The 25,803-nt window shown below is 69.5% G+C and carries 23 protein-coding genes; 17 read left to right on the top strand and 6 right to left on the bottom strand.

All coding sequences use genetic code 11. The annotated features are described in order from the left end of the window. The first annotated feature begins 30 nt into the window (after positions 1 to 30). From ASF76_RS02970 to ASF76_RS02955, 4 genes are all read left to right on the top strand, one after another. Positions 31 to 555 (top strand): hypothetical protein, encoded by a 525-nt coding sequence (locus ASF76_RS02970; protein ID WP_055952661.1) that lies wholly within the window; start codon positions 31 to 33, stop codon positions 553 to 555. Positions 556 to 1,049: 494 nt separating this feature from the next. After that, on the top strand, positions 1,050 to 2,600 hold the full coding sequence (gene exaC / locus ASF76_RS02965; protein WP_055952658.1) for an acetaldehyde dehydrogenase ExaC: 1,551 nt from the start codon (positions 1,050 to 1,052) through the stop codon (positions 2,598 to 2,600). A 203-nt stretch (positions 2,601 to 2,803) separates the two neighbouring features. After that, positions 2,804 to 3,202 (top strand): DUF779 domain-containing protein, encoded by a 399-nt coding sequence (locus ASF76_RS02960; protein WP_055952655.1) that lies wholly within the window; start codon positions 2,804 to 2,806, stop codon positions 3,200 to 3,202. Positions 3,203 to 3,598: 396 nt separating this feature from the next. Next, entirely contained in the window at positions 3,599 to 3,886 is a 288-nt protein-coding gene (locus ASF76_RS02955) for a hypothetical protein (RefSeq protein ID WP_055952652.1), read from the top strand. 33 nt (positions 3,887 to 3,919) lie between these two features. Here the strand turns inward: ASF76_RS02955 and ASF76_RS02950 are convergent, their stop codons facing one another. Next, a complete protein-coding gene (locus ASF76_RS02950) occupies positions 3,920 to 4,750 on the bottom strand; it encodes a class I SAM-dependent methyltransferase (protein WP_055952649.1) in 831 nt (276 codons plus the stop codon). A gap of 144 nt (positions 4,751 to 4,894) precedes the next feature. On the opposite strand from ASF76_RS02950, the gene ASF76_RS02945 reads away from it, so the two are divergent. Together ASF76_RS02945 and ASF76_RS02940 are read left to right on the top strand one after the other, a co-directional pair. Continuing rightward, complete coding sequence (locus ASF76_RS02945; RefSeq protein ID WP_055952645.1) at positions 4,895 to 5,836, top strand: ATP-grasp domain-containing protein; 942 nt, start codon at positions 4,895 to 4,897, stop codon at positions 5,834 to 5,836. After that, the gene (locus tag ASF76_RS02940) at positions 5,829 to 7,142 is read left to right on the top strand and encodes an O-acetylhomoserine aminocarboxypropyltransferase/cysteine synthase family protein (RefSeq protein WP_055952642.1); all 1,314 of its coding nucleotides are present in this window, start codon (positions 5,829 to 5,831) and stop codon (positions 7,140 to 7,142) included. The genes ASF76_RS02945 and ASF76_RS02940 overlap by 8 nt, the downstream gene beginning before the upstream one ends. Before the next feature lie 406 nt (positions 7,143 to 7,548). Here ASF76_RS02940 and ASF76_RS02935 read toward each other — a convergent pair whose 3' ends face one another. Further along, positions 7,549 to 8,610, bottom strand: coding sequence for an LLM class flavin-dependent oxidoreductase (locus ASF76_RS02935; protein WP_055952638.1), 1,062 nt, complete (start codon positions 8,608 to 8,610; stop codon positions 7,549 to 7,551). 229 nt (positions 8,611 to 8,839) lie between these two features. Between ASF76_RS02935 and ASF76_RS02930 the strand changes: the two genes are divergently transcribed. Both ASF76_RS02930 and ASF76_RS02925 read left to right on the top strand, forming a co-directional pair. Continuing rightward, the gene (locus tag ASF76_RS02930) at positions 8,840 to 11,725 is read left to right on the top strand and encodes a M14 family zinc carboxypeptidase (protein ID WP_055952635.1); all 2,886 of its coding nucleotides are present in this window, start codon (positions 8,840 to 8,842) and stop codon (positions 11,723 to 11,725) included. A gap of 58 nt (positions 11,726 to 11,783) precedes the next feature. Next, entirely contained in the window at positions 11,784 to 12,377 is a 594-nt protein-coding gene (locus ASF76_RS02925; RefSeq protein WP_055952632.1) for a hypothetical protein, read from the top strand. 171 nt (positions 12,378 to 12,548) lie between these two features. Here ASF76_RS02925 and ASF76_RS02920 read toward each other — a convergent pair whose 3' ends face one another. Next, positions 12,549 to 13,451, bottom strand: coding sequence for a LysR family transcriptional regulator (locus ASF76_RS02920; protein ID WP_055952629.1), 903 nt, complete (start codon positions 13,449 to 13,451; stop codon positions 12,549 to 12,551). Positions 13,452 to 13,554: 103 nt separating this feature from the next. Between ASF76_RS02920 and ASF76_RS02915 the strand changes: the two genes are divergently transcribed. Both ASF76_RS02915 and ASF76_RS02910 read left to right on the top strand, forming a co-directional pair. After that, positions 13,555 to 14,934, top strand: a complete 1,380-nt coding sequence (locus tag ASF76_RS02915) for an MFS transporter (protein WP_055952626.1) — start codon at positions 13,555 to 13,557, stop codon at positions 14,932 to 14,934. After that, entirely contained in the window at positions 14,931 to 15,680 is a 750-nt protein-coding gene (locus ASF76_RS02910) for a 3-hydroxybutyrate dehydrogenase (RefSeq protein WP_055952623.1), read from the top strand. The genes ASF76_RS02915 and ASF76_RS02910 overlap by 4 nt, the downstream gene beginning before the upstream one ends. Positions 15,681 to 15,724: 44 nt before the next feature. Here the strand turns inward: ASF76_RS02910 and ASF76_RS02905 are convergent, their stop codons facing one another. After that, positions 15,725 to 16,846: a hypothetical protein gene (locus ASF76_RS02905; protein WP_055952620.1), complete on the bottom strand. Its 1,122-nt coding sequence runs from the start codon at positions 16,844 to 16,846 to the stop codon at positions 15,725 to 15,727. Positions 16,847 to 17,094: 248 nt separating this feature from the next. Here ASF76_RS02905 and rpsF point away from each other — a divergent pair, with 248 nt between their 5' ends. The 7 genes from rpsF (at position 17,095) to ASF76_RS02870 (ending at position 21,662) form a co-directional block, all read left to right on the top strand. Then, complete coding sequence (gene rpsF, locus ASF76_RS02900) at positions 17,095 to 17,487, top strand: 30S ribosomal protein S6 (protein WP_013584644.1); 393 nt, start codon at positions 17,095 to 17,097, stop codon at positions 17,485 to 17,487. 5 nt (positions 17,488 to 17,492) lie between these two features. After that, on the top strand, positions 17,493 to 18,020 hold the full coding sequence (locus tag ASF76_RS02895) for a single-stranded DNA-binding protein (RefSeq protein ID WP_055952617.1): 528 nt from the start codon (positions 17,493 to 17,495) through the stop codon (positions 18,018 to 18,020). 101 nt (positions 18,021 to 18,121) lie between these two features. Beyond that, complete coding sequence (gene rpsR, locus ASF76_RS02890) at positions 18,122 to 18,376, top strand: 30S ribosomal protein S18 (RefSeq protein ID WP_013584646.1); 255 nt, start codon at positions 18,122 to 18,124, stop codon at positions 18,374 to 18,376. Between the two features lie 10 nt (positions 18,377 to 18,386). After that, positions 18,387 to 18,839 (top strand): 50S ribosomal protein L9, encoded by a 453-nt coding sequence (gene rplI / locus ASF76_RS02885; RefSeq protein WP_055952614.1) that lies wholly within the window; start codon positions 18,387 to 18,389, stop codon positions 18,837 to 18,839. Positions 18,840 to 19,183: 344 nt separating this feature from the next. Further along, positions 19,184 to 20,050, top strand: a complete 867-nt coding sequence (locus ASF76_RS02880) for an ABC transporter substrate-binding protein (protein ID WP_235561219.1) — start codon at positions 19,184 to 19,186, stop codon at positions 20,048 to 20,050. Positions 20,051 to 20,055: 5 nt separating this feature from the next. Beyond that, positions 20,056 to 20,922, top strand: a complete 867-nt coding sequence (locus ASF76_RS02875) for an amino acid ABC transporter permease (RefSeq protein ID WP_055952608.1) — start codon at positions 20,056 to 20,058, stop codon at positions 20,920 to 20,922. Next, the gene (locus ASF76_RS02870; RefSeq protein WP_055952605.1) at positions 20,919 to 21,662 is read left to right on the top strand and encodes an amino acid ABC transporter ATP-binding protein; all 744 of its coding nucleotides are present in this window, start codon (positions 20,919 to 20,921) and stop codon (positions 21,660 to 21,662) included. Before ASF76_RS02875 ends, ASF76_RS02870 begins: the two co-directional genes overlap by 4 nt. Positions 21,663 to 21,932: 270 nt before the next feature. Here the strand turns inward: ASF76_RS02870 and ASF76_RS17280 are convergent, their stop codons facing one another. Further along, entirely contained in the window at positions 21,933 to 23,795 is a 1,863-nt protein-coding gene (locus tag ASF76_RS17280; protein WP_055952602.1) for a chaplin family protein, read from the bottom strand. A gap of 78 nt (positions 23,796 to 23,873) precedes the next feature. Next, on the bottom strand, positions 23,874 to 25,307 hold the full coding sequence (locus ASF76_RS02860; protein ID WP_156459100.1) for a hypothetical protein: 1,434 nt from the start codon (positions 25,305 to 25,307) through the stop codon (positions 23,874 to 23,876). Positions 25,308 to 25,803: the final 496 nt, after the last annotated feature.

Here is a 25,803-nt window from a genome sequence, read left to right as displayed (position 1 = left end):
GATGTCGGAGGCCCTCGTTACTCTGAACCCATGGACGAAAACGCGCTCGACATCTTCTCGGCAGCCCGTGCCCGTCGCGACGTGGCGCGCATCCGCGAGGCGCTGGCCGAGGTCATGGCGGGCGACGTCGCCCGCGTCATCGTCCGTTCGCCGCGCTACGGCCTCTACGCCCTCGAGGGCACCGTGCGTATCGGCGTGGGCGGTCAGCCCCTGGTCGGCGACGTGATCCTCGCGACGAGCTCCGAGATCCAGCGCATCGATCTCGGTATCGAGCCTCCGCAGCCGGCGCTCGAGGCAGACGTGGTCGATCCGTCGACCCTCCCCCACGGCACGCCCGTGCGCGTGACATTCCTCACGCCGACGCACCAGACCTTCGCCCTCACCGGCCCGATCACGGCGGGCAACGACCGGTTCCTCCTCGTCGGCAGTTGGATCGTCGCCGACGACCGCGTGATCGCCCCCCGTGTGCAGAGCATCGAGCGCCTCGACGACGTCGACCTGCACGAGGTCAACGTGCCGCCGCTGCGATCGGTGCTGGCCGACGCCGACGTGTAGTCGCCGCGACGAAGTTCGCCCGCGCCACGCGGTTGCGCACGCAGACGGATGCCACGGCCTCGGGGCCGTGGCATCCGCGCTTCCGGCGGGGTGAGGCCGCACGCAGGCGGATCTCGCGGCGATGGTCGCGAGGCCGTCGCCGGCCACGTAGGTCGATGCTGCCGCCGCGCTTCGAGCGCGGTGTCCACGTTCGGGCGGGGCATCGCGTTCAGGGCGCCGCCGTGCGCCGCGCGCCGTGCGCCGTGCGCCGTGCGCCGCCCGCGCCCGGGCGGCGAGACGGCCGCGGCTCGAAACCGCATTGCATTGACGAGGCCGCATGCGCTTGCCGTCAATCGGATGCGGTCTCGGCAAATGGGTGCGGCTTCGACGAGACAGCCCGCGCCGCTGCCCGCCCCGTGCCCCGGCGCAACTCGATGCAACGTCCCCCGGCGTACCGTCGGCGCATCGCCGCCCGAAGCAGACGCGGCGACTCATGACCGTCGAAGGAGACACGCATGACCATCGTCGAAGAAGGCGTCTCGAGCGTCTACGCCGCCCCGGGACAACGCGGGGCCGTCGCCGAATACCGTTCGCGGTACGGGCACTACATCGGTGGCGAGTGGGTCGAACCCCACAGCGGAGAGTACTTCGAGAACATCACCCCTGTCACCGGTAAGCCGTTCTGCGAGGTCGCGCGCGGCGACGCGCACGACATCGATCGCGCCGTGGAGGCGGGATGGAAGGCGTTCGCGTCGTGGAAGAAGACCACTCCCGCCGAGCGCAGCGTCATCCTGAACAAGATCGCCGACCGGATCGAAGAGAACCTCGAGAAGATCGCCGTCGCCGAGACCTGGGAGAACGGCAAGCCGGTGCGCGAGACGCTCGCGGCCGACATTCCCCTGACCGTCGACCACTTCCGCTACTTCGCCGGCGTGCTGCGGGCGCAGGAGGGCTCGCTCAGCCAGCTCGACGAGAACACCGTCGCGTACCACTTCAATGAGCCGCTGGGCGTGGTCGGCCAGATCATCCCGTGGAACTTCCCCATTCTCATGGCGGCATGGAAGCTCGCTCCTGCTCTCGCGGCGGGCAACTGCGTCGTGATCAAGCCGGCCGAGCAGACTCCGGCATCCCTGCTCTTCCTGTTCGACATCATCGGCGACCTGCTGCCGGCGGGTGTCGTGAACATCGTCAACGGCTTCGGTATCGAGGCGGGGGCGCCGCTGGCGCAGCACAAGCGCATCCGCAAGATCGCCTTCACCGGTGAGACCACGACCGGCCGACTGATCATGCAGTACGCCTCGCAGAACCTCATTCCGGTGACGCTCGAGCTCGGTGGCAAGAGCCCCAACGTGTTCTTCGAGGACGTGGCGCTGCGGAGCGACGATGCCTATTACGACAAGGCGCTCGAGGGCTTCACGATGTTCGCCCTCAACCAGGGCGAGGTGTGTACGTGCCCGTCGCGATCGCTGATCCAGCGGTCGATCTACGACCAGTTCCTCGGCGACGGCCTCGAGCGCGTGAAGAAGGTGCGCCAGGGCAATCCGCTCGACCCCGAGACCATGATCGGCGCGCAGGCCTCGAACGACCAGCTGGAGAAGATCCTGTCGTACATCGACATCGGCAAGGCGGGTGGCGCCAAGCTGCTGACAGGTGGAGAACGCGTCGACCTCGGCGGCGACCTGACGGACGGCTACTACATGGCGCCGACCGTTTTCGAGGGCACGAACGACATGCGGATCTTCCAGGAGGAGATCTTCGGTCCTGTGCTGTCGGTCACCTCGTTCGACGACTTCGACGATGCCATCTCGATCGCAAACGACACGCTGTACGGCCTGGGCGCCGGTGTGTGGAGCCGTAGCGGCGACACCGCCTACCGCGCCGGCCGGGCTATCGAGGCCGGCCGCGTCTGGACCAACACGTACCACCAGTACCCCGCGCACGCCGCGTTCGGCGGGTACAAGCAGTCGGGCATCGGCCGCGAGAACCACCTCAAGATGCTCGACCACTACCAGCAGACGAAGAACCTGCTGGTGTCGTATGCCGATGGGGCTATGGGCTTCTTCTGATCGGCAGGGCGCCGCGACGCAGGGTCGTCGGCGCTCAGTGACCCCCGGGTTCGCGCCGGGGGTCACACCCGTTCGGGTGGTGCGGCTGTGGGGCCGTGCGTGTCCCACTTGTGGCTGCCTCGCGGTGACCCTCGTCCCAGTTATGGCGGGTGGCCGGGCCCGCAGCCGACACATTTTGGGACAGGAATTGAAAGGAATGGGACATGATCACCCAGCCCTCACGCGTCGACGTGACGGATGCCGCGGCCGCGCTGCTGCGCGAGCTCACGGTGAAGCACGGCCCGCTGATGTTCCATCAGTCGGGCGGCTGCTGTGATGGCAGCTCACCGATGTGTTACCCGGTGGGAATGTTCATCACGGGCCCCAGCGACGTGCACCTCGGCGACATCGACGCGGGACTCGACGACTCCATCGAGGTCTACATGTCGGAGTCGCAGTTCGAGTACTGGAAATTCACTCACCTGACGATCGACGTCGTTCCCGGCCGCGGCGCGGGCTTCTCGGTGGAGGGCCCGACCGGGATGCGGTTCCTCATCCGGTCGCGGATGCTGACGGAGGAAGAGGCGGAGGCGTTCGGGGTGGTTCAGACGGTTCGCGAGTGAGGCTGGCGCGCCACATCTTGTCTCGTGCCCACGAGGTGAGGGAGAAGACGATTCCGAGCATCGGTACGGCGAGAGCCGCGTCGGGTGCCAGCCCGGCGATCAAGAAGCCTGTCAGGACCACTGACGCCACGGCGACCCACCAGGTTGCGGGTCGGATCGGATCAACGAGGAGGCCCCACCCGGCGCCGATGAGGGCCGCGTAAACCGTCACGATCATTGTGAGATTGGCGGTGTCCCCCACGGCGGCGCCCCCTGAAATGCGGATGAGGGAGCCAGCGTGCCACGATCAGCGCCAGATAACTCTCCGTCGTCACCTACGACGGTCGCCGATTTCACCCCCTTGCCTCACCCGAGCTCGCATATCGCGGAGGAGGCCGCGAGAAGAAGGGGCGCGCGATGACGATCCGCTTCAGGGAGTCCGCCTCTCACATGGCCGTCGTGGCATCCGGCCTTTTCGTCGGCGGGGGTCTCCTCGCGATTCTCGCTATGGCGCTCGCCGCCGTCGCCTTCGCGAACGCGGCGACGACAGTGATCCCGCTCGTGGTCACGTTTCGGGGCGCCCGTGACGCTGACGGTTCGCCTTCGGTGGTCATCGACGGCTCGTTCGACAGTGGTGTCATTGCTGCCGTCCTCTTCGCGTTCATCTGGTGGGCGGTGATGGTCCGCATCGCCTCGAGGAGATGACGCGCGGGTTCGATACGAGCCCCGACGCTGACGTCAGGCCGGCTTCGACGCCCGGATCGTGTAGCTCAGCGGAATGACCGACGGCTGCTCGGTCAGGGCCCACTCGCCGTCGGCGCGCATGGTCATGCGGCCGGGCAGCGCCTCCCAGGGCACGCTGTCGTGCTCGACAAGTGCGTCGAGGCGCAGGCCTCGGTCGAGCAGGGCGGTGACGATTTCGCCGAGGCCGTGGTTCCACTCGTACGTGCGGGTCGCGGTCAGCGGGGCGGACACCTCGACGTAGGTTCCTGCGTCGTCCCATTCGAGAGGGGCGGTCTGCTCGAAGTAGGGGAAGGTCGGCACGAGGCCCGGGAGCTCTTCGTTAAGGGACCACAGGACCGGATGCCCCTCGCGGATGTGCAGCGTGCCCCCCGGAGCCAGCAGGTCGGACACCACTGCCGCCCACTCCGTGATCGACGGCAGCCAGCACAGTGCGCCGATACCGGTGTAGACGAGGTCGAACTCTCCGCGGGGCAGAACCGCTGCGGCATCCCGGACGTCCGCCTGCACGAAATCGACGTCGGCACCGGCCTCCGCGGCCAGGTGGCGGGCCTCGGTGACGGCGTTCTCAGAGAAGTCGAGACCGTTCACGCGCGCGCCCAGGCGCGCGAGCGACAGGGTGTCGGTGCCGATGTGGCACTGCAGGTGCACCGCACGCAGGCCCGTGATGTCACCGAGCAGGCGCTGATCGAAGCGGACGACGTCCGACAGGGCCTCGATGTCTGCGACGTATCGCTGCACGCCGTAGCCTGAGCCGTCGCGGGCTGCGTGCAAGGTCGCACGCTGGTCCCAGTTGGCGCGATTGGCGTCGATGTAGGCCGAGGTCATGGCATCCCTTTCTGCCGGCACAGCCTTGCAACGATACAGATTTCGGAGGCAACGCCCCCTCCGTCGAAGCTCCAAGCGGGATGCCGTGACCCCGCGTGACGGGTCGGCGGGCGCGATGTCGGAGGCGCGCGTTAGCCTGGCGGAATGTCGGGCAAGGTCTACGTCATCCACGAGAATCCCCAGTGGATTCCCCCGTTCGCAGCGGCGTTCGAGGCCGAAGGGGTGCCGTTCGAAGAATGGCTGCTCACCGACGGCTCGATCGACCTCGCGGTCGAACCGCCGGACGGCGTCTTCTGGTCGCGACTGAGTGCCTCGGCGCACACGCGTGACCACGCGCACAGCAAGGAGTTCGGCCGCGCCGTGTTGCGCTGGCTCGCGTCGTGGGGCCGCACGGTCATCAACGGTGCCGACGTCCTCGAGCTCGAGGTGAGCAAGGTCGCGCAGCACGCGGCGTTGCGCCACGCGGGTATCGACGTTCCTTGCACGGTCGCCGTCTTCGGCACCGACGACCTCGCCGCGGCCGCGGAACGCTTCGGCGCGCCGTTCATCAGCAAGCACAACCAGGGCGGTAAAGGCTTGGGCGTGCGGCGGTGGGACTCCATCGACGACTTCACGGCGTGGATCGCCGGACCCGACTTCGAGCACTCCCCCGACGGCATCACACTGCTGCAGGAGCTGCTCGTGGCCCGGACGCCGTTCATCACCCGGGCTGAGTTCGTCGCGGGCGAGTTCGTCTACGCCATGCGCGTCGACACCAGCGCCGGCAGCTTCGAGCTGTGCCCCGCCGAGGCGTGCGCGGTCCCGGGCGCCGACGGCGTCGAGCCCGAGCCGCTCTTCCGCCTGCGCGACGATGTCGACCCGGCGCTGATCGACCGCTATCTCGCGTTCCTCGCGGCCGAGGGTGTAGGGATCGCCGGCGTCGAATTCATCGAGACGCTCGACGGCCGCACGGTGACGTACGACGTGAACACCAACACGAACTACAACCCCGACGTCGAGGCATCCGCTCCCCGCTCAGGACCGCGCGAGATCGCGCGCTGGCTCGGCTCCCTGCTGCCGCGCGAAGTGGTCGGCATCCGTGGCTGAGCCGTCGACACCGCACAGCGAGTGGGACGGCTTCGGCTTCGCCACGCGGCAGGTGCACGCCGGCGAACAAGAAGACCTCACCCACGGTTCGCGCATCACGCCCGTACACCTCTCGGCGGCCTACCGGTTCGCATCGTTCCAGGAGGCGACCGACCGGTTCGCCGGTGCTGACCTCGGCCACCTCTACTCTCGCAATGCCAATCCGACCAACCAGGTCGCCGAACGTCGACTCGCCTCGCTCGAGGGCGGTTCGGGCGCAATCGTCGTGGGCTCCGGCCAAGCGGCCATCACGGTTTCGCTTCTCGCACTCGCCGGCTCCGGTGAGCACATCGTCTCGACCGCCAGCATCTACAGCGGCACGCGCGTGCTGTTCGACCGCACGTTCGCGCGCATGGGCGTCACGGTGGAGTACGTCTGGGACCCGACGGACGAGGCCGAGTGGAACGCCCTGATCCGCCCCGAGACGAAGGCGATCTTCACCGAGACGCTGCCCAACCCCAAGAACGACGTCGTCGACATCGCCCTCGTCGGGCGCATCGCGAAACGTCACGGCATCCCGCTCGTCGTCGACAACACCATCGCGACGCCGTTCCTCATCCGCCCCATCGAGCACGGTGCCGACATCGTCGTGCACTCCGCCACGAAGTTCCTCTCGGGTCACGGCGCCAACCTCGCCGGGGCGGTCGTCGACGGCGGAACGTTCGACTGGGTGGCATCCGACCGCTCCTACCCCGCACTCACCGATACCCCGATCGCCACCCACCCGTCGCTCGTCGAGGCGTTCGGACCGCGCGCGTTCGAGCTGTCGCTGCGCTTCGGGATCGCCAACGACACCGGGCCGGCGCTCTCGCCGCTCAACGGATTCCTGCTGCAGCAGGGCATGGAGACCCTGTCGGTGCGCATGCGGCAGCATCTCGCCAGCGCGCGGACGATCGCGGAGTGGCTCGAGCAGCACGACGCCGTCGAGAGCGTCGACTACGCCGGACTCCCCTCGCATCCTCAGCACGACCTCGCCGTGCGCGACTACGGCGGGCTCTCGGGCTCGGTCTTCTCGTTCACCGTGCGCGGCGGACGCGACGGGGCCGAACGCTTCTTCGACGCCCTGCGCCTGTTCAGCCGCATGACGAACATCGGCGACACGCGATCGATGGCACTGCACCCCGCCACGACGACGCACATCGGCTTCACGCAGGAGACGCGCGACCGCCTCGGGATCGCCGATGGCCTCGTGCGCCTGTCGATCGGGCTCGAGGATGCCGAAGACCTGATCGCCGACCTCGATCAGGCGCTGCGCGCGGCGGTGTGACGCGTCCCGGGACGACGCCGGGGCTCGTGAAGGGGCCGCCGGCGCCGCGGGGGCGTGTGCTCCGCCGACTCAGTGGGTTCGGCACGCCGGGCAGACCCTGAGCTTGTCGAAGGGGCCGGGCACGCGGCCGCGCGCGGTGGCTTCGACGAGCTCAGCCACCTCGCATTCGCCTCGCGTCCTGGTGCACGGCCGCGGGCGGCGGGCTTAGTTGAGTGTCCAAGACATGCCGTGCGCGCCGGGCCGCTGCGGCGTGTTCTGGACACTCAACAGGTTGGGCGCAGGGTCCGCCTGCGGCGGGCGGCGGCGGCGATGCCGGGCTGCCGGCGCAGTTGACTGTCCAAGACATGCCGTGCGCGCGGCCGCGGCGCGGCGTGTCTTGGACACTCAAGCGGGGTGGGAGAGCGACTCACCCGTCGCGCTGCGCCTCCAGGCGCCGCACGCGCGGGATCACCTCGGCGGCGAAGCGCTGCATCTCGGGCAGGTGGGGGGAGAACTGCAGCAGCAGCGTCGAGACGCCGACGTTCGCGAACTCCACGATCCGCTCGGCGACCTGATCGGGCGTGCCGACGAGGTTGGGGCGCAGACCGCGGTTCGACACCGAGTACTCCTTGAGGTCGACCGGGGTGTCGAGCTTCGACTTGCTCACGAAGTCCTGGTACGAGCCGTACGCCGCGCCCCCGCGCACGTCGGTGATCCGCTCGATCTCGGCCTGCGCCTCGGCTTCGGTGTCGCGCACCACGGCGTAGGCGGCCATGCCGAACGCCTCGAACGGCTTCCCGCCGGACGAGTCGCGACGGCGTCGCATGTCGGCGACCTTCGTCGACAGCTCCTCGAGCGTGCCGCCGTGGGTCAGGTACGCATCGGCGAAGCGGGTGATCGCCGTGCGACCGGCCTCGCTCTCGCCACCGGCGTACAGGCGCGGGATGACGCGGGGCTTCGGCTCGGTGTACGTCCCCTCGGTGCGGTAGTACTCGCCCTCGTATGAGAACGGCGTCTCGGTCCACAGCCCGCGCAGCACCTCCACCCACTCGATCGTGCGGGCGTAGCGGTCGTCGTGCGCGCTGAACAGGCCGTCGTACTGCTTCGCCTCCTCGGCCCACCACGCCGAGACCACGTTGAGGGTGAACCGTCCGCCGCTGATCTCGTCGATGGTCGCCGCCTGCTTCGCGGTGTGGAAGGGGTTGTGGAAACCGGGACGCACCGCCGCCATGAGCTCCAGCGACGAGGTCACCGCCGCCAGCGCCGCGGTGACGGCCCACGCGTCGAGCGACGGAGCCTCGACGCCCTTGATGTCATTGAGGTTCAGCTCGGGGATCAGCGTCAGGTCGAACCCGCCCTCCTCGGCGGCGCGGGCGATCTCGGCGATGTGGGCGAACGAGACGGGCGTCTGCTCATCGTCGACGTTGCGCAGCCACCCGCCGAAGATCGGGGTCCAGTAACCGAAACGTACGCGCTGGGGGGAGGTCATGGCATCCATCCTTCCGGCTGCGCGCGACAGAGGGGTCGGCCCCGACACTCTCTGTCATGTCGGACGCGGAACGATGCGTGCCCCCGGTACCGGTAACACGGCGTTGGGCTTTCGTCATAGCGGCGTAACACGGCATCCATAGGTTTCTTCCAGGATCGGCCAACCGATCCGTCCCCCCCCGTCGCGCGAGAAGCTCCACGTCGCGCGACGCGAATCCCATGGAGACCCCGTGCAGAGACGCATTCTCGCGGGCACTGTCGTCTGCGGCCTCGCCGCGACCACCGTGTTCGCCGCCCTCCCGGCCTCGGCCGCGATGGTTCCCTCTTCGTTGAGTGTGGTGCGACCCGTGTCGCCGCTGATCGACATGCCGACCAGCTACCCCGCTCAGCCCGAACTGAAGGTCTTCCCCGACCTGCCCGAAGACGCGTCGATCGCGCGCGGTGTGCGCCCGTATGACGAGATCGCGCCGTTCCTGAACACGCTCATGGACACCAGCGATCGGGTCTCGGCTCAGGTCGTCGGCACCTCGGCGCAGGGTCGCGACATCTACCTCGTGACCGTCACGACCCCCGAGACCACCGCGCAGACGGCACAGCAGTCCGACTGGCGCGACCTCGTCAAGGCCGACCCGACCGCCGCCGCCGCGGATGCGACGCTGCAGAGCGAGTACAAGGTGCCGATGTGGTTCAACGGCAACATCCACGGCAATGAGTGGGAGGGCACCGACGCGACCCTCAACTACATCGAGGACCTCGCCACGTCCACCGACCCGGCCACGACCGAGATGCTCGACGACCACCGCGTCTACTTCACGGTGACCAACAACCCCGACGGCCGTGCCCTCGGGCAGCGCGGAACCGCGAACGGCTACGACCCGAACCGCGACTTCATCACGGGCGCCACGGCCGAGGCATCCATCGTGCGCGACCTGGCGAGCGTCATCCAGCCGACGTACTTCATCGACTTGCACGGCTACACGGACGTGCTGCAGGTCGAGCCTTGCGGACCCCCGCACGGTGAGAACTACGAGTACGACCTCTTCGTGCCGCACGCCTACGCCACGGCGTTGGAGATCGAGGATGCCGTGACCGCGGCGAACATCCCCGGTAACACCTACTACGACCCGGCGACCGCCGGCGTGACCGAGACCAACACCGGTTTCATCAACATCCCCTACCGCGACCAGCGGTCGGGCTGGGATGACTGGCCCCCGATCTTCGCGCCGCAGTACGTGGCGTACCAGGGCGCCATCACCAACACCGTCGAGCTGCCGCTCGGGCGTTCGGGCGACCAGCCCGCCCGCGCGAAGGTGAACATCGAGGTCGCGGAGGTCGTCATCGACACCGTCGTGGACTACGTCGACGAGCACAGCGATGCGCTGCTCGACAACCAGATCGAGATCTTCCGCCGCGGCGAGGCCGGCGAGCCCAGCCGCGAGATCCCCGCCGACGTCGCACCCGAGGACCTCGCCCCGGGCGTGCCCGCGGAGTGGACCGACATCTGGGATGAGACCGACATCTACAACGCCGACTTCCCGCGCGCGTACGTCATTCCCGTGGGCGGCGGTCAGCGTTCGGATTCCGATGCGCAGACGCTCGTGCAGCAGCTGCTGGTCAACGGCATCGAGGTGGAGCGTCTGACGACGGGCGCGCGCCTGAACGGCGTGGACTACCCGGCGGGCTCGTTCTACGTCGACATGCATCAGCCGCTCCGTGGCCTGGCGAACGTGCTCCTGGCCGACGGCTCCGACATCTCGGACCGCGTCCCCGACATGTACGACATCTCGGCGTGGAGCCTCTCGCTGCTCTGGGGTGCGGATGTCGCGCGCATCGGCGAGACCACCGACCCGGCGCCGACCACCGCGGTCGAGGCGGTCACCGAGGCCCCGCTGACGGGTTCCGTGCCCGCGGGCGCCGGCTCGCTGACGTTCGAGCCGCGGGGTGTGGCCGACTGGCAGGCGATCAACGCATTGCTCGCCGCGGGCGTCGCTCTGTCGCAGCTGCCGGACGGCACCGTCGTCGTGGGAGCGGACGCCCGGTCACGCGATGCGGCCGCCCTGGCTGCCTCGGTGTTCGGTGTCGACTTCGAACTCGGCGGGGCGGCGGCGACCGACGCCACCGAGCTGCGCAGCGTGCGTATCGGATACGTCGGCGACGCGGGGGACCGCGATGCACTGACCAAGCTCGGCTTCACCGGACTCGTTCCCGTGACCGCCGCCACCCTGGCCGCGGGTGAGGTCGACCTGTCAGCCGTCGACGTCCTCTACGTGGGAACCGGGCTCAGTTTCACGCCGGAGGAGCAGGCCGGCGCCGACCGGGTGACGGCCTTCATCGCTGCCGGCAACCCCGTCGTGGGTCGCGGCGCCGGCGGTGCCGCCTTCGTGAACACCTTCGTCGCACCGCTCACCGCGGTGACCGGCACCCGCGGATCGAACGGCATCGCCCAGGTCGAAACGCCCGCTGAGGGTGTGCTGGGCGACTACCCGCAGGACACCGCCTTCGGGTATCCGTTCGCGTGGTTCCCGGCCCCGGCCGCCGGAGTGACGATCGAGCAGCGTTACGCCGGCTCCGACCCCTTCGTGGCTGGTCACTGGCGCAGCACTCCCGGCCAGTCGATCCAGGATGCCGCGGGCCAGGCGTCGGCGGTCTCCCTCACGGGTCCGTCCGGGACACGCGCCTTCGTGTTCGGCACGTCGCCGACCTTCCGCGCGCACCCGGTCGGCGCCTTCAGCGACATCGCCCGCGCGGTGTTCTGGGCCGCGGATGAGCCCGTGGTCATCGAGCCGACCCCGACCCCGACTCCGGAGCCGACCGTGGCGCCGACCCCGGAGCCGACGCCCGAGCCGACCGTGGCGCCGACGCCCGAGCCGACGCTCGAGCCCACCCCGGAGCCGGCCGTCGCACCGACGGCCGAGCCGACCGCGGCCCCCACGGCCGTACCGACGCTCGCGCCGACCGCCTCGGCGACTCCGGCTCCCGGCACCGGCTCGGGACCGCTCGCGCAGACCGGCGCCGCCGACGTGTCATCGCTGGGCTGGCTCGCGCTCGCCGCAGGCATGATCGGTGTCGGGCTGATCGTGATCGGTCGGACGCGCTCGAAGACCTCGACGCGCTGACCCCGCTCCGGGGAGGGGCACCCGCCCCTCCCCGGAGTCCCCCTCTGGAGTTCCACCCATGACCCACCTCGAAGAGCCCTCGCAGACACCGGATGCCACGGCCTCCGACCCGGCATCCCCCCGTCCTCCCCGCCGAGCGGCGCTCGCCGTGGGTTCGGCCCTCGTCCTCGGCGGCGTCGCCCTGGCCATCTGGGCGGTGACCACGACGGGTTCGACCGCACCGGAGGCGCAGCCGACGTCTGCGGGAACCGTCTCGACTGCCTCGTCGCCTCCCGCGGCCGGAGCGTCGCCGGCGTCGGCGCCGGCGTCGGCGCCCGCGCCCGTGGCATCCACTCCCCCGTCGGTCCCGACGGACGGCGCGGTCATCTCTGCTTTCGCGGTCGAACCGACGGTCGCCGCCTGTCCTGACGACCGCGCCAGCACCGTGCCGCTGACGTTCTCGTGGACCACCGAGAGAGCTGAGCGCGCGTGGATCGGCGTAGGAACCACGGATGCTTCAGCCCAGCCCGCCGCCGAGGTCGACCTCGACTCGGCCGGTTTCTCCGGCCTCGTCTTCGCGTGCAGCGACGCCGACCAGGTGTTCACCCTCACGGTTCAGGGCGCCGCCGGGACGGTCAGCGAGACCGTCGCGATCACGCGCGAGCTCGACTGATCCCTCGCGGCGTTCCTGCGCCGGGCCCGAGGTGACTGAGCGCGTCGAAGCCAGCGGTCGGCGCGCGTGCGGTGCTGTCTCGTCCGGAACATTGGGTGGGCTCAGCGTCCTCCCACGCGGGAGAGCCGGGCCCGAGGTGGCTGAGCCTGTCGAAGCCACCGGTCCACTGCCTCACACACCGTCGAGCATCTCCTTCGACCGCGCCGTCTGCTCGCGCAGCGCCTCCGCCAGAGCGACCACCGCGGGGATGCGCAGCGAGTCGGCGCGCACGACCATCCAGTACGGCAAACGCTCGCTGACGATCTCGGGCAGCAACCGTACGAGGTCGTCGTGACGGTCGGCGGCGAAACAGGGCAGCATCCCGATCCCGGCGCCGGCGCGGGTCGCCTCGACCTGCACGAGCACGTTCGTCGAGGTCACTCCGTCGCGCATCCGCGGCACGACGCGACGCGGCAGGTCGAGCGCCTCCACCTGCAGCATCGCGTCGACGAAGTAGACGAGGCGGTGGCGCTGCAGATCCTCCAGGTCCCGGGGGCTCCCGTGCGTCGACAGGTACGCGCGTGAGGCGTACATGCCGAGCGTGTACGGCCCGAGCTCCACGCTCGACCCCCGAGTGGTCTGCGGCTGCCCCACCACCACCTCGAGGTCGAGCCCCGGCCTGTGCAGAGAGGCGCGCCGCTGGGCGGCGACGATCTCGACAGACAGATCCGGATGCCGCTCCCGCAGACGCGCGATCGCGGGGGCGGCGATGAAGGCGCTGAAGCCGTCGGTCGCCGACATGCGGACGACACCTGACACCGGATCGGGCTCCTCTCCCCCGGCCGCGAGTTGCGACATGGCCGCTTCGATGCGTCCGGCCGTCTCGGTGGCGTGCTGGCCGAGGGCGGTGAGCTCCCACCCCCGCCCGGACTGCGTGACCACCCGGCCGCCCAGCGCCTCCTCCAGCGCGCCGATCCGGCGCGCCACCGTCGTGTGGTCCACCCCGCGCAGCTGCGCGGCGGCGGTGTAGCGGCCGGTGCGCGCGACCGCCAGAAGAGTGAGCAGGTCGTCGGCGCGGACGGTGTCGGCATCCATTCTGCAATTCTGCACACCCGCGTCGTGCAACTGGGCATTGCCGCAGTGCGTGCACCCGCCCAGACTGACGTGCGGATGTCACCGCCGACACCGAAGGAGCGTCATGGATTCCCCCACCCGCGCACGTCAGAGCGCTGAGCCCCCCACGAACCGGATCCGCCGGGTCGTCGCCGCCTCCATGGCCGGCACGGTCGTGGAGTGGTACGAGTTCTTCCTCTACGCCACCGCCGCCAGCCTCGTGTTCGGCACCTTCTTCTTCCCGTCGTCCGGCTCACAGCTCGACGGCATCATCGCCGCCTTCGTCACCTACGCGGTCGGCTTCGTCGCGCGGCCGCTGGGTGGAATCGTGTTCGGCCAGATCGGCGACCGGTTCGGCCGCAAGCCCACGCTGCAGGCGACGATCATCATCGTCGGCGCCGCGACGTTCCTCATGGGATGCCTCCCCGGATTCGCGAGCGTCGGTTACTGGGCCCCCGCGATGCTCGTCGCCCTGCGCTTCATCCAGGGCTTCGCGGTGGGAGGGGAGTGGGGCGGCGCCGTGCTGCTCGTCGCCGAGCAGAGCCCCGACCATCGCCGTGCGTTCTGGTCGAGCTGGCCGCAGGCCGCTGTGCCCGTCGGCAACCTGCTGGCCACCCTCGTGCTGCTGATCACGTCGTTCGTCCTCAGCCCCGCGGCGTTCCTCGACTGGGGCTGGCGCATCGCCTTCTGGCTCTCGGCCGTGATCGTGCTGGTCGGGTTCTGGATCCGCCGTCACGTCGAAGAGGCACCGATCTTCCTCGAGGCCAAGGCGCAGGTCGAGCAGGAGAAGGCGACCTCGTTCGGTGTCGTCGAAGTGCTGCGCCGCTACCCCAAGGGCGTCGTGCAGGCGATGGGCGTCCGCTTCGCGGAGAACATCGTCTACTACATCGTCGTCAGCTTCTCGATCGTCTACCTCAAGGTCGTGCACTCCTACGACACCAGTCAGCTGCTGCTCGCACTGCTCATCGCCCACGTCGTGCACTTCGCCGTGATCCCGCCGCTCGGCCGGCTCGCCGACCGCGTCGGACGCCGCCCGGTGTACCTCGTGGGCGCGATCCTCAGCGCGACCTGGGCTTTCTTCGCCTTCCCGATGTTCGACACGCTCAACCCCGTGATGATCGTGCTCGCCGTGACGATCGGCCTGGTGTTCCACGCCGGCATGTACGCCCCACAGCCCGCCGTCATGGCCGAGCTGTTCCCGACGCGCATGCGCTACTCGGGCGTCTCTCTCGGCGCCCAGGTGACGGCGATCCTCGCGGGTTCCCTCGCTCCGATCCTCGCGACGCAGTGGCTGCGCGATTTCGGCTCGTGGATACCGATTGCGCTCTACATCGTCGCGGCGTGCATCGTCACCTCGATCGCTGTGCTGTCGTTGAAGGAGACACGCGGGATCTCGCTGCGGGACATCGACGCCGCCGACGCGGCGCGTACGGCCGACCGCGTGGGAGCGAAGGGATCCGCATGAGCACCGACCTGACCGGCCGTCGCGCCCTCGTCACCGGGGGCGCGAGCGGTATCGGCGAAGCGATCGCGCGCGCGTTCGCGGGCGCCGGGGCCGAGGTCACCGTCGCCGACCTGAACGCCGAGGGCGCCGAACGCGTGGCCGCCGACATCGGCGGTCGCCCGTGGGTCGTCGACCTGTCCGACACCGCGGCGCTGCATGAGCTCAGCCTCGACGTGGACATCCTCGTCAACAACGCCGGCATCCAGCACGTCAGCCCCATCGAGCAGTTCGACCCCGAGCGTTTCTCGTTCATGCTCCGGCTCATGCTGGAGGCGCCGTTCCTCCTCATCCGCGCGGCGCTGCCGAGCATGTACGAGCGCGGCTTCGGGCGTGTGCTCAACGTCTCGAGCGTGCACGGCATCCGCGCGTCGGCGTTCAAGTCGGCGTACGTCACCGCGAAGCACGGTCTCGAGGGCCTGTCGAAGACCACGGCTCTCGAGGGCGGCCCGCACGGCGTGACGAGCGTGTGCATCGACCCGGGATACGTGCGCTCGCCGCTGGTCGAGAAGCAGATCGCCGACCAGGCCCGCGCCCACGGCATCGCCGAGGAGGAGGTGCTCGAGACGATCCTGTTGCAGGATGCCGCGATCAAACGCCTCGTCGAGCCGACCGAGGTCGCCTCGCTGGCGCTGTGGCTGGCGGGACCGGATGCCGCGATGGTCACCGGCGCGAGCTACACGATGGACGGCGGGTGGTCGGCGCACTGACGCGTCGCGCGGGGTCGGGACCGCGCTTGTCGAAGTGCGCGGGGTCAGGACCCCAGCACGTCGAACACGATGGTGAGGATCCACCACGCGCCGATCGCCACGGCGACGAGCACCGTCACCCACGAGAAGCCGCGTCGCAGGCGTCGCCCTGGCGCTGCGACACCGACCGGGGGAGGAGTGAGCAGCGCGGCCGGTGCCGTCGACGCCCCCGGCAGCCCGGATGCCACCGCTCCCTCCGTCGGGGCCGCGGCCAGGCGCTCGTCACGCCACCTCGCCCACTGCGCGAGCTTGTCGTCGAGCGCGCCCACGGTCGACATGACCCACTGCCAGGTCGCGGGATCGAGCGTCGAAAGGTCGCGGCGGGAGTAGAGGAACAGCCACTCGTCGACGATCTCGACGTCGAGCTGCGCGGCGTTGTCGATGAAACGCGCCATGACATCGGGCGTGAACAGGTAGAGGGCGTCACGCTCATAGCCCTCGGGGCAGTACAGCGCGAAGTGCTGGTCGAAGTCGCCCTCGAGACTGAGGCGTTGCCCACGGCCGAAACTGACCGGCAGATTGGAACCGCCGAACAGGCCGTTGTTGCCCACGGCATCCAGCACGATGTGGGGGAGCGGAGTGTCGAGGCGGAGCGCGGCATAACCCCACCGGTGGGTCTGCTTGTTCTTGCCCGAGCCGGTTTCGTAGCTGTAGTTGGCGACCTCGATGAACCGCGGATGCTCCCGGCGCATGAGATCGTGCGTGCCCCGGTCGTTGCCGATGCCGAAGATCATGCCCGGGAGCGGGGGATTCGTGTATCCCGGATGCCAGGTCATGCCGTTCGCGCGCGCGAAGCGGTCGAGCCGATAGCGGCGGACGGCCGAGCCGCGTAAGCCGCGCACGATCGCCACGGCGACGAACGCGACGATGGCGAGGATCACGAGGAGGGGCAGGGCGACGAGGGCGCTGCCGCTGCTTTCGGTGATCACCGTGACGAAGATGGAGAAGAACAGCGGGACGCCGATGAGGGCGAACGCGAGTCCCACGACCACGAGGATCACCACCGACACGGTGCGGCCCCGCAGCGCGCCCCGCTCCCGCAGCTCGGCGGTGAACGCACGTACCGCCGCCGTGTCGACGGGCTCTGTCAGCGGCGCGGTGTCGAGTTGCGCAGGTGTCGTCGTCATGTATCGCCTCCCCGTTCGACCGTATCGGGAGCGTCGGACATCGGGGAGGGGGAGCGCAGGCGTTCCCGCGCCGTCGTGGCCGGACGCCGTCGCTGCGGTCGCTGAGAAACGCGGACCCATGGCATCCGCTAGACTACGAAGGTTGTCCGGCGACGCCCATGCGCGTGTGAGCCCGTGACGACGTGCACCACACCCTCCTGCTGCCGGGAAATGCCCGTCAGCCGTTCTAGTCCGAAGGAGGTGGGTTAGTGACGCACCAGTACGAACTCATGGTCATCTTCGATCCCGAGGTCGACGAGCGCCAGGTCGCTCCGAAGCTCGACGGATTCCTCAAGGTCATCACGGCCGATGGAGGAACCATCGACAAGGTCGACATCTGGGGCCGCCGTCGTCTCGCCTACGAGATCCGCAAGAAGAACGAGGGCATCTACGCCGTCGTCAACTTCGTCGCGACCAGCGAGGCCACGAACGAGCTCGACCGTCAGCTGAAGCTGAACGAGCAGATCATGCGCACCAAGGTCCTGCGCGCCGAAGAAGCGATCGCTCAGGTCGCCGCCGAGGCCAAGCGCTCCGAGGAGAAGGCTGCCCGCAAGGCCGCCGCTCCCCGCAAGGTCGAGTCCGCCGAGAAGGCTGCGAAGTAACGACGATGGCCGGCGAAACCGTCATCACCGTCGTGGGCAACCTCACCGCCGACCCCGAGCTGCGTTACACGCAGAACGGTCTGCCGGTGGCGAACTTCACGATCGCGTCGACCCCCCGCACGTTCGACCGTCAGGCGAACGAGTGGAAGGACGGCGAGGCGCTCTTCCTGCGCGCCTCGGTGTGGCGCGAGTTCGCCGAGCACGTCGCCGGTTCGCTGACGAAGGGCAGCCGTGTCATCGCGACCGGTCGCCTCAAGCAGCGTTCGTACCAGGACCGTGAGGGAAACAACCGCACCTCCATCGAACTCGAAGTCGATGAGATCGGCCCCTCGCTCCGCTACGCGACCGCCCAGGTCACCCGTGCCGCTTCCGGCGGCGGCGGTGGCGGCGGTGGCGGTCAGCGCCCGCAGGTGCAGCAGTCGAACGACGAGCCGTGGTCGACCCCCGGCTCGAACAACGGCGGCGGCAACAGCAACAGCGGCGCAGACGCGTGGAGCACTCCCGGTTCCTACGGAGACGACACCCCGTTCTGATCTTCGCTGCGCCTCACGGCGCGACGACCCCTGAAATTCCGGATGCCATGCCCCGGTCCGCGTGACCGGCTCGGCATCCGAACCACACGAAAGAAGGAAGCATGGCTGGCAAGGCCACTGGCGACCGCCGCAAGCCGCGGAAGGGCGCGAAGAACGCAGCCCCCGCGAAGGCGATCCGCGTCGGCGTCATCGACTACAAGGACGTCGCAACCCTCCGCAAGTTCATCTCGGAGCGCGGGAAGATCCGCGCCCGTCGTATCACCGGTGTCTCCGTGCAGGAGCAGCGCCTGATCGCCCGCGCCATCAAGAACGCGCGCGAGATGGCTCTCCTGCCCTACGCCGGCGCCGGCCGCTAAGGAGCACCCGATGGCAAAGCTGATTCTCACGAATGAGGTCACCGGGCTCGGTAGCGCCGGTGACGTTGTCGAGGTCAAGAGCGGGTACGCCCGCAACTACCTCATCCCGCAGGGCTTCGCCGTGGCCTGGAGCCGCGGTGGCGAGAAGCAGGTCGCGTCGATCCGCGCGGCCCGCGAGTCCCGTGCGATCCACGACCACGAAGACGCCGTGGCCCTGAAGAACTCGCTCGAGTCGAACACCGTCAAGCTGGCCGTCAAGGCCGGTAACGAGGGTCGCCTCTTCGGTTCGGTCAAGACCGCCGATGTCGCCGACGCCGTCAAGGCCGCCGGTCTCGGCGAGCTCGACAAGCGCAAGATCCAGATCACCTCTTCGATCAAGTCGGTCGGCGAGCACGAGGCGACCGTTCGCCTGCGTGACGACGTCACCGCCGTGATCACCCTTCAGGTGGTCGCCGCGAAGTAATTCGCAGCACTCTCGAGAACGGCCCCGTTCCTGCTTCGGCAGGGCGGGGCCGTTCCGCGTTCCCGGGCGGCGCCGGCGTGGGTTGGGGCGGGGTTGGGGCGCGTTTCGTGCCTTTGGGGCGTTCTTTGTCCGCCCCAATGCACGGAACCCGCCCCAAACAGGGCTGGGGCGGCGGCCGCGAAACGCGGAGCCCGCCGCAAACCGGGGGAGCGGCCGCCGCGACGTGAGGGCCCCGCCGCGTGTCGCCGGGTTTCCGCCACGACGACCGGAGCCTCGCCGCTTAGGTACGATTTGCTCCACACAGCACTCCGGGGATGCCCCCGATACGTCCACGAGGAGACATCGTGACCGCTTTCGCACGCCTGCGCCGCGCCGCCGCCCTGACCGCCGTTGCCGCCGCCACGGTCGTCTCGCTCACCGCCTGCGCCTTCGCCCCGACCGGTTCCGAAGCCGGTGCAGCCCCCGCCTCCGAGGGCGCTCTGCAGACCGTCACCGCAGGCAAGCTCACCATCGCCACGGGCGAGCCCGCGTTCTCGCCGTGGGTAGAGAACGACGATCCCGCCTCGGGCGAGGGTTTCGAAGCGGCCGTGGCCGACGCCGTGGCCACGCAGCTCGGCTTCTCGAAGGACGATGTCGTGTGGGTGCGCTCCACGTTCGACAGCGCCATCGCCCCGGGTCCGAAGGACTGGGACCTCAACGTGCAGCAGTTCTCGATCACCGACGAGCGCAAGAACGCCGTCGACTTCTCGTCGCCGTACTACACGACCACGCAGGCCGTTGTGACGACCGGGTCGTCGCCCGCTGCGTCCGCCACCACGGTCGATGAGCTGAAGGGCATCCCGGTCGGCGTCATGAGCGCCACGACCAGCTACCAGGTCGCCGAAGACCAGCTCGGCACCGCCAATCTCAGCGTCTACAACTCCAACGACGATGCTGTGGCCGCACTCCAGGCGGGCCAGGTCGACGCGATCATCGTCGACCTCCCCACCGCGTTCTACCTCGCCGGTGCCGTGCTCGACGACGGCAAGGTCGTGGGCCAGCTGCCCGATTCCTCGGTCGGCGGTGACGAGCTCGCGTTCGTGCTGCCCAAGGACTCGGCGCTGACCACCGCGGTCAGCGAGGCCGTCGACGCTCTGCGCGCGGACGGCACGCTCGACGAGCTGCAGCAGACGTGGCTCGGCGGCACGGCCGCCGCTCCCGTGCTGAAGTAACAGCCGTGGCATCCACCCCCCTCGATGCCGAGTGGCGTCCGAGCGAGCTCGAACTCGGTCGGCGTCTCGAGCGGCGTCGGCAGTCGATGACGTCCGTGCTGATCGCGTTCGTCAGCTCCGTCGTCTTCGTCGTCGTGGTGGGGTGGGCGGTCCTCTCCAGCCCCGGCTGGGAAGACGTTCGCCGCAGCTTCTTCGACGTCGACATCGCGATCGCGAGCTTCCCGTCGATCCTCGTGGGGCTGTGGCTGAACATCCAGGTGCTGTTCGTCGCGGCGTTCGCCGTGGCGATCCTGGGTACGACGCTCGCGGTGCTGCGGTCGCTGCGGGGACCCGTCTTCTTCCCGCTGCGCGCCCTGGCCACGGTGTACACCGACCTGTTCCGCGGCATCCCCCTGCTGATCGTGCTGTACCTCGTGGGCTTCGGGCTGCCCGCGCTGGGCATCTTCGGACGTGTGCCGGTCGTGCTGTGGGGAACGATCGCGATCGTGCTGACCTACTCGGCGTACGTCGCCGAAGTGCTGCGCGCGGGCATGGAGGCCGTGCATCCCTCGCAACGGGTCGCCGCCCGCTCGATGGGCCTCACGCACGGACAGACGCTGCGCATCGTCGTCATCCCGCAGGGCGTGCGCAAGGTCATCCCGGCGCTGATGAACGACTTCGTGTCGATGCAGAAGGACGTCGGGCTCATCTCGGTACTCGGAGCGGTGGATGCCGTGCGCGCAGCGCAGATCGCCGCGGCCGAGTACTACAACTTCACGCCGTACGTCGTGTCGGCGCTGCTGTTCGTGGCCATGGCGCTGCCGATGATCCGGCTCACCGACTACGTCTCGGCGCGGCTGGCGAAGCGCGAGCAGATGGGCGGGGTCGTGTGAGCGTGCTCGACGTCCGCAGCGTTCGCAAGACCTTCGGCGACCACGTGGTGCTCGACGGCATCGACCTCGCGATCGACCAGCACGAGGTCGTCGTGCTCATTGGAGCGTCGGGGTCGGGCAAGTCGACGCTGCTGCGCACCATCAATCTCATCGAGCGTGTCGATGACGGCCAGATCCTGCTCAACGGCGACGACCTGACCGATCCCACCATCGACGAGGACTCCGCCCGCGCACGCATCGGCGTCGTCTTCCAGCACTTCAACCTCTTCCCGCACCTGCGCGTGATCGACAACGTCACCCTCGCCGCGCGCAAAGTGCACCGGATGCCGAAACCCGACGCCTACGCCCGCGGCACCGAACTGCTCGAGCAGCTCGGCCTCGGGGCCAAGGCGCGGGAGTTCCCCGACCGTCTCTCCGGCGGCCAGCAGCAGCGCGTCGCGATCGTTCGGGCGGTGATGACCGATCCCGAGCTGCTGCTGCTCGACGAGATCACCTCGGCGCTGGATCCGCAGCTCGTCGGCGAGGTGCTCGACCTAGTGCGGGTGCTGCGCGACCGCGGGTCGACCATGCTCATGGCGACGCATGAGATGTCGTTCGCTCGTGAGGTGGCCGACCGCATCGTCTTCCTGAAGAACGGACGCGTCGTCGAGCAGGGCACGCCCGCGCAGATCCTCGACGCCCCGCAGCATCCCGACACGATCGCCTTCCTCGAGCGCGAGCGTCGCGGCGGCGCGCTGTAAGACCGGGCTCCCGGGCCGGGGGTGGCTTCGACAGACTCAGCCACCACGTGTCAGCGCTCTCTGTGCGGCGGAGGTGCATGAGCCTGTCGAAGGGACGGCACCCGTCACCGACTCGCGTGCTCGCGAAGGTCGCTGCGCCTGTCGAAGGGACCGGACTCCCTCGGACGTCCCGACGCCCCGGGCGCGCCACGACACCGGATGCCGCCCCCAATAGCCGGCATCCGGTGTCGCCTACCGGGGAGGGGTCACCCCCTTCCCGGGGTCGGCGCGTCAGACGGTTGCGCGGTGACGACGCAGCAGCAGCGCGCCTCCGGACACGAGGGCCAGCAGACCCGCCGTGCCGAGGCCGGCGGCCGCCGACCCGTCAGAGCCCGTGACGGCGAGCGTTTTGCCGGAGCCCGAGCGTGTGCTCGTGCCCGAGGCGACGGGCGCCGCGACCGAGTACGACGTGGACGAGACCGACGCGGTGGAGCCCATCACCGGAGTCGTGGTGCCGGACGTTCCGGGCGTGCCGGGGGTCCCCGGTGTTCCGGGGTTGCCGGGCGTTCCAGGGTTGCCGGGGGTACCGGGCGTTCCAGGGTTACCGGGTGTTCCGGGGTTGCCGGGCGTTCCGGGCTGACCGGGGTTGCCGGGCGTTCCGGGGTTGCCGTGGGTACCGGGTGTTCCGGGGTTGCCGGGTGTTCCGGGCGTGCCGGGCGTGCCAGGGTTCCCAGGTGTCCCAGGTGTCCCAGGTGTCCCAGGCGTTCCGGGGTTACCGGGTGTTCCGGGGTTGCCGGGGGTGCCGGGCGTACCGGGGTTGCCCGGCGTCCCAGGCGTCCCCGGGTGACCGGGCGTCCCCGGGGTCCCCGGCGTTCCCGTACTCGAACCGTCCGTGGTGCTGTCACCGATCACCGACACGGCGTTGCCGCCGATGGTGACGGGCAGGCTGACCGGGACGATCAGCTGATTGCCGCCGACGAGGCTGTCGCTCCCGTCGGTCGAGATACCACCCAACAGGCCGCCCGATGTGCCGCCGGTGGTGGTGGCATCCTTCGAGGTGCTGTCGCCGATCACCGAGACGGCGTTCCCGCCGATGGTGACGGGGGCGGAGATCGGCAGGATCGCCTGGTTGCCGCCGAGGATGCCGCCGCTTCCGTCGGTGGTCACGTCGCCGATTCCCGCACCGGAGGTTCCGCCGGTGGTGGCAGCGCCGTCGGTGGAGCTGTCACCGATCACGGACACGGCGTTGCCGCCGATCGTGACGGGCAGCGAGATCGGGGCGACGAGCTGGTTGCCGCCGATCAGGCTGTCGGTGCCGTCGGTCGTGACGTCGCTGCCGGTGCTCGGGTGGCCGGAGCCGTCCGTGCCGCCAGTGGTGGTGGCATCCGTCGACGCGCTGTCGCCGATCACCGAGACGGCGTTCCCGCCAATGGTGACGGGCAGTGACACCGGCAGGACGGCCTGGTTGCCGCCGATGATGCTGTCGGACCCGTCCGTGGAGACGTCGCCTGTGCTCGGGTGGCCAGAGCCGCCCGTGCCTCCGGTGGTGGTGGCATCCGTTGACGTGCTGTCGCCGATGACTGACACGGCGTTGCCGCCGACGGTGACGGGCACCGAGACCGGCACGACGGCCTGGTTGCCGCCGAGCAGGCTGTCCGACCCGTCGGTCTGCACGTCGCCGTCCGAGCCCGAGCCGGACGCTCCGCCCGTGGTCGTGGCATCCGAGCTGGTGCTGTCGCCGACCACCGACACGGCGTTGCCGCCGACGGTGACGGGAACATCGACCGACACGATGCCCTGGTTGCCGCCGAGCAGGCTGTCCGACCCGTCAGTGGTCACGTCGCCACCCGAGCTGGAGCCGCCTCCGTCGTGGCCGGAGCCGCCGTGCCCGGAGCCGCCCTCCGTCGAGCCGTCATGGCCCGCGCCCGACGATCCGCCGGAGGTGGTGGCATCCGAGGTGTGGCTGTCGCCGATCACCGAGACGGCGTTGCCGCCGACGGTGACGGGCAGGTCGACCGAGACGAGGGCCTGATCACCCGAGAGCAGTCCGCCTGCTCCCGAGGTGTCTGCGGCATTCGCGATGCCGCATCCGAGAACGGCCAAGCCGCTCCCGACGAGCGCGCCCCAGAGGGCACGCGAGTAGAACTTGCGCATGAGAGTTTCTCCTGTAGATGAGTGAGGGTGCGCGAACGCGCGGGGTCGTCTGCCGCGCAGAGCACGGCGCGACCGGCCTCAGTCAGGAGAAGCGTCGGTGTCGTAGACGGGAATGCCGGGGAGGTCGTCGTCGACGTCGCCCCCGCGAGCGAGAAGAGCCAGCGCGAACAAGAGTGCGCCGTGATCGGCGGTCGCGGCGGTCGTTCCTGCGGCGCTTGAACCCGCGGATGTCGAGGATCCCGCGCCGGTGCCCACCCCGAGCGCTGCGGGAGCGGCGTCTTGGGAGTCGACCGGGGCGGCGGGCGCCTCAGTGGAGGAGGGGATGGATGCCGGGGCCACGGCCTCGAAGTAGCGCGCGACCTCCGCAACCGCTATCTCCACGCGTGTCGTCGGGGCCGGGGCGGAGACGGCGGGCAACGGGGGAGCGGTGACCGTCTTGGTCGCCTCCGTTACGGCCGGCGCCGTAATGCCCGAGGGGGCTGCCGGCGGCGTCACGGGGGGAGCCGTGGCGCCGGGTGCAGGGGAGAGCACCTCGCCGCCGTCGCCGGGGAGCGACGGGACGACCGGAGCGATCTCGGGCGCCGTACCGACGACGACCGGGAGCGTTTCGTCGACAGCCCCGGCCACGCCGGTGACGACGCCACCTAGGCCGGTCTGCTCGACGACGGGACCCACGATGGGGAGGGATTCGGCGGTGTCGACGACCGGGTTGACGATCGCGCCCACGACGCCGGAAGAGGCGGCGTCGGTCACGATGTCGGCCACGGTGCCGACCGTGCCACCCACGAGCGTGTTGGCGGTGTCGACGAGGGCAGGGGCCGTGTCGGTGACGACTCCGGCAACGGGCACGACGAGCTGCGCCACGGGGGCCGTGACCGCCTCGGCGGCGGGTTCGACCGTGTCGGCGACCACCCCGACGACCGGCGTGACGATGCTGTCGGCGACCGGCTCGACCACGGCGGCGGCGACCGGCTCCGCGAATCCGGTCGCGACGGGCTCGACGACCTCGGAGACGACGGGTTCCGCAACCTGGGTGACGACGGGTTCCACGACCGTTGTGACTACCGGTTCCGCGACGGCGACTACTGGTTTCGCGACGGTGGAAACCGGCTCCTCGACGGCCCGGGCAGCCGGCTCGATCGCGTTGGTGACTGGCTCGACGGCCTTCGTGACCGGCTCGACGGTTTTGGCGACAGGTTCCACTGCGCGGGCGACCGGCTCCACCGTCTGATCGGTCGGCTCCGCGGTGTCACTGGCCACCGGCTCCGAGACGGTGTTCGCGACCGGCTCCACAACGGCAGTAGCGACCGGCTCGACGACGTCCCCGGCGGTGTCGGTCACGCCGTTCACCGTCGAGCCGACGGCCCCCAGCAGACCCGACCCGGAGTCGTCAGCGGAGGCCGACGTCGCACTGGCGAAGAGCGAGAGCACGGCGATGGCGAGGGTCACCAGCGCGCCGAGCAGGAACACGCGCAGAGTGCGCGGCATCCCCGTCCTCAGCGTGGCATCCATGATTCGCCCCCCAAAGGTGAATCGTCGGTGACTCAGGTCGGCGACGATACGCCTGGATCCGCGCGGGCGAAAGAGGGCGGGTGAACTGTCAGTAGTGGGTACGTAACGAGATGGTGGCGGGGCGACACGCCCAGGCGTTGGAAGATTTGACATCGGATGCCGTCCGTCGGTACGCCGCCGCCGAGTTATCCCCCGAGTTGTACACATGTGTTTGTCAAGTCGAGGAACCTTCAACGCCTACTTCAACCGGGATTTCCTCACACAACCTGTGGACAAATAAAAGCCAGGTGAGAGTGCATATAGGACGTCAAATCCACAGTCATCCACCGACTTGTCCACAGGAGTTGTGCACAGAGACTGCGGCGTTTCCCGCACACTCTCCACAGAGTTATCCACAGGCACATTTGCGTGGGTCGAGGGTGGTATCTACCGTGGGGGCAGCCCCTCGGGCATCCCTGTCACCCTGGCGCGCGCGTCGATGTCGGACGTCGGTGAT

Source organism: Microbacterium sp. Leaf151 (assembly GCF_001424225.1).
Lineage (GTDB): Bacteria > Actinomycetota > Actinomycetes > Actinomycetales > Microbacteriaceae > Microbacterium.
This window is presented reverse-complemented; position numbering and strand designations above follow the sequence as displayed.

Bases quoted from the DNA above. Each gene is read 5' to 3' on its own strand.
- ASF76_RS02910 (WP_055952623.1), top strand. From the start codon at position 14,931: ATGAGCACCGACCTGACCGGCCGTCGCGCCCTCGTCACCGGGGGCGCG.
- ASF76_RS02970 (WP_055952661.1), top strand. From the start codon at position 31: ATGGACGAAAACGCGCTCGACATCTTCTCGGCAGCCCGTGCCCGTCGC.
- ASF76_RS02950 (WP_055952649.1), bottom strand. From the start codon at position 4,750: ATGACCTCGGCCTACATCGACGCCAATCGCGCCAACTGGGACCAGCGT.
- ASF76_RS02920 (WP_055952629.1), bottom strand. From the start codon at position 13,451: ATGGATGCCGACACCGTCCGCGCCGACGACCTGCTCACTCTTCTGGCG.
- ASF76_RS02935 (WP_055952638.1), bottom strand. From the start codon at position 8,610: ATGACCTCCCCCCAGCGCGTACGTTTCGGTTACTGGACCCCGATCTTC.
- exaC (WP_055952658.1), top strand. From the start codon at position 1,050: ATGACCATCGTCGAAGAAGGCGTCTCGAGCGTCTACGCCGCCCCGGGA.
- rpsR (WP_013584646.1), top strand. From the start codon at position 18,122: ATGGCTGGCAAGGCCACTGGCGACCGCCGCAAGCCGCGGAAGGGCGCG.
- ASF76_RS02860 (WP_156459100.1), bottom strand. From the start codon at position 25,307: ATGGATGCCACGCTGAGGACGGGGATGCCGCGCACTCTGCGCGTGTTC.
- ASF76_RS02955 (WP_055952652.1), top strand. From the start codon at position 3,599: ATGACGATCCGCTTCAGGGAGTCCGCCTCTCACATGGCCGTCGTGGCA.
- rplI (WP_055952614.1), top strand. From the start codon at position 18,387: ATGGCAAAGCTGATTCTCACGAATGAGGTCACCGGGCTCGGTAGCGCC.
- ASF76_RS02895 (WP_055952617.1), top strand. From the start codon at position 17,493: ATGGCCGGCGAAACCGTCATCACCGTCGTGGGCAACCTCACCGCCGAC.
- ASF76_RS02925 (WP_055952632.1), top strand. From the start codon at position 11,784: ATGACCCACCTCGAAGAGCCCTCGCAGACACCGGATGCCACGGCCTCC.
- ASF76_RS02960 (WP_055952655.1), top strand. From the start codon at position 2,804: ATGATCACCCAGCCCTCACGCGTCGACGTGACGGATGCCGCGGCCGCG.
- ASF76_RS02905 (WP_055952620.1), bottom strand. From the start codon at position 16,846: ATGACGACGACACCTGCGCAACTCGACACCGCGCCGCTGACAGAGCCC.
- ASF76_RS17280 (WP_055952602.1), bottom strand. From the start codon at position 23,795: ATGCGCAAGTTCTACTCGCGTGCCCTCTGGGGCGCGCTCGTCGGGAGC.
- ASF76_RS02945 (WP_055952645.1), top strand. From the start codon at position 4,895: ATGTCGGGCAAGGTCTACGTCATCCACGAGAATCCCCAGTGGATTCCC.
- ASF76_RS02915 (WP_055952626.1), top strand. From the start codon at position 13,555: ATGGATTCCCCCACCCGCGCACGTCAGAGCGCTGAGCCCCCCACGAAC.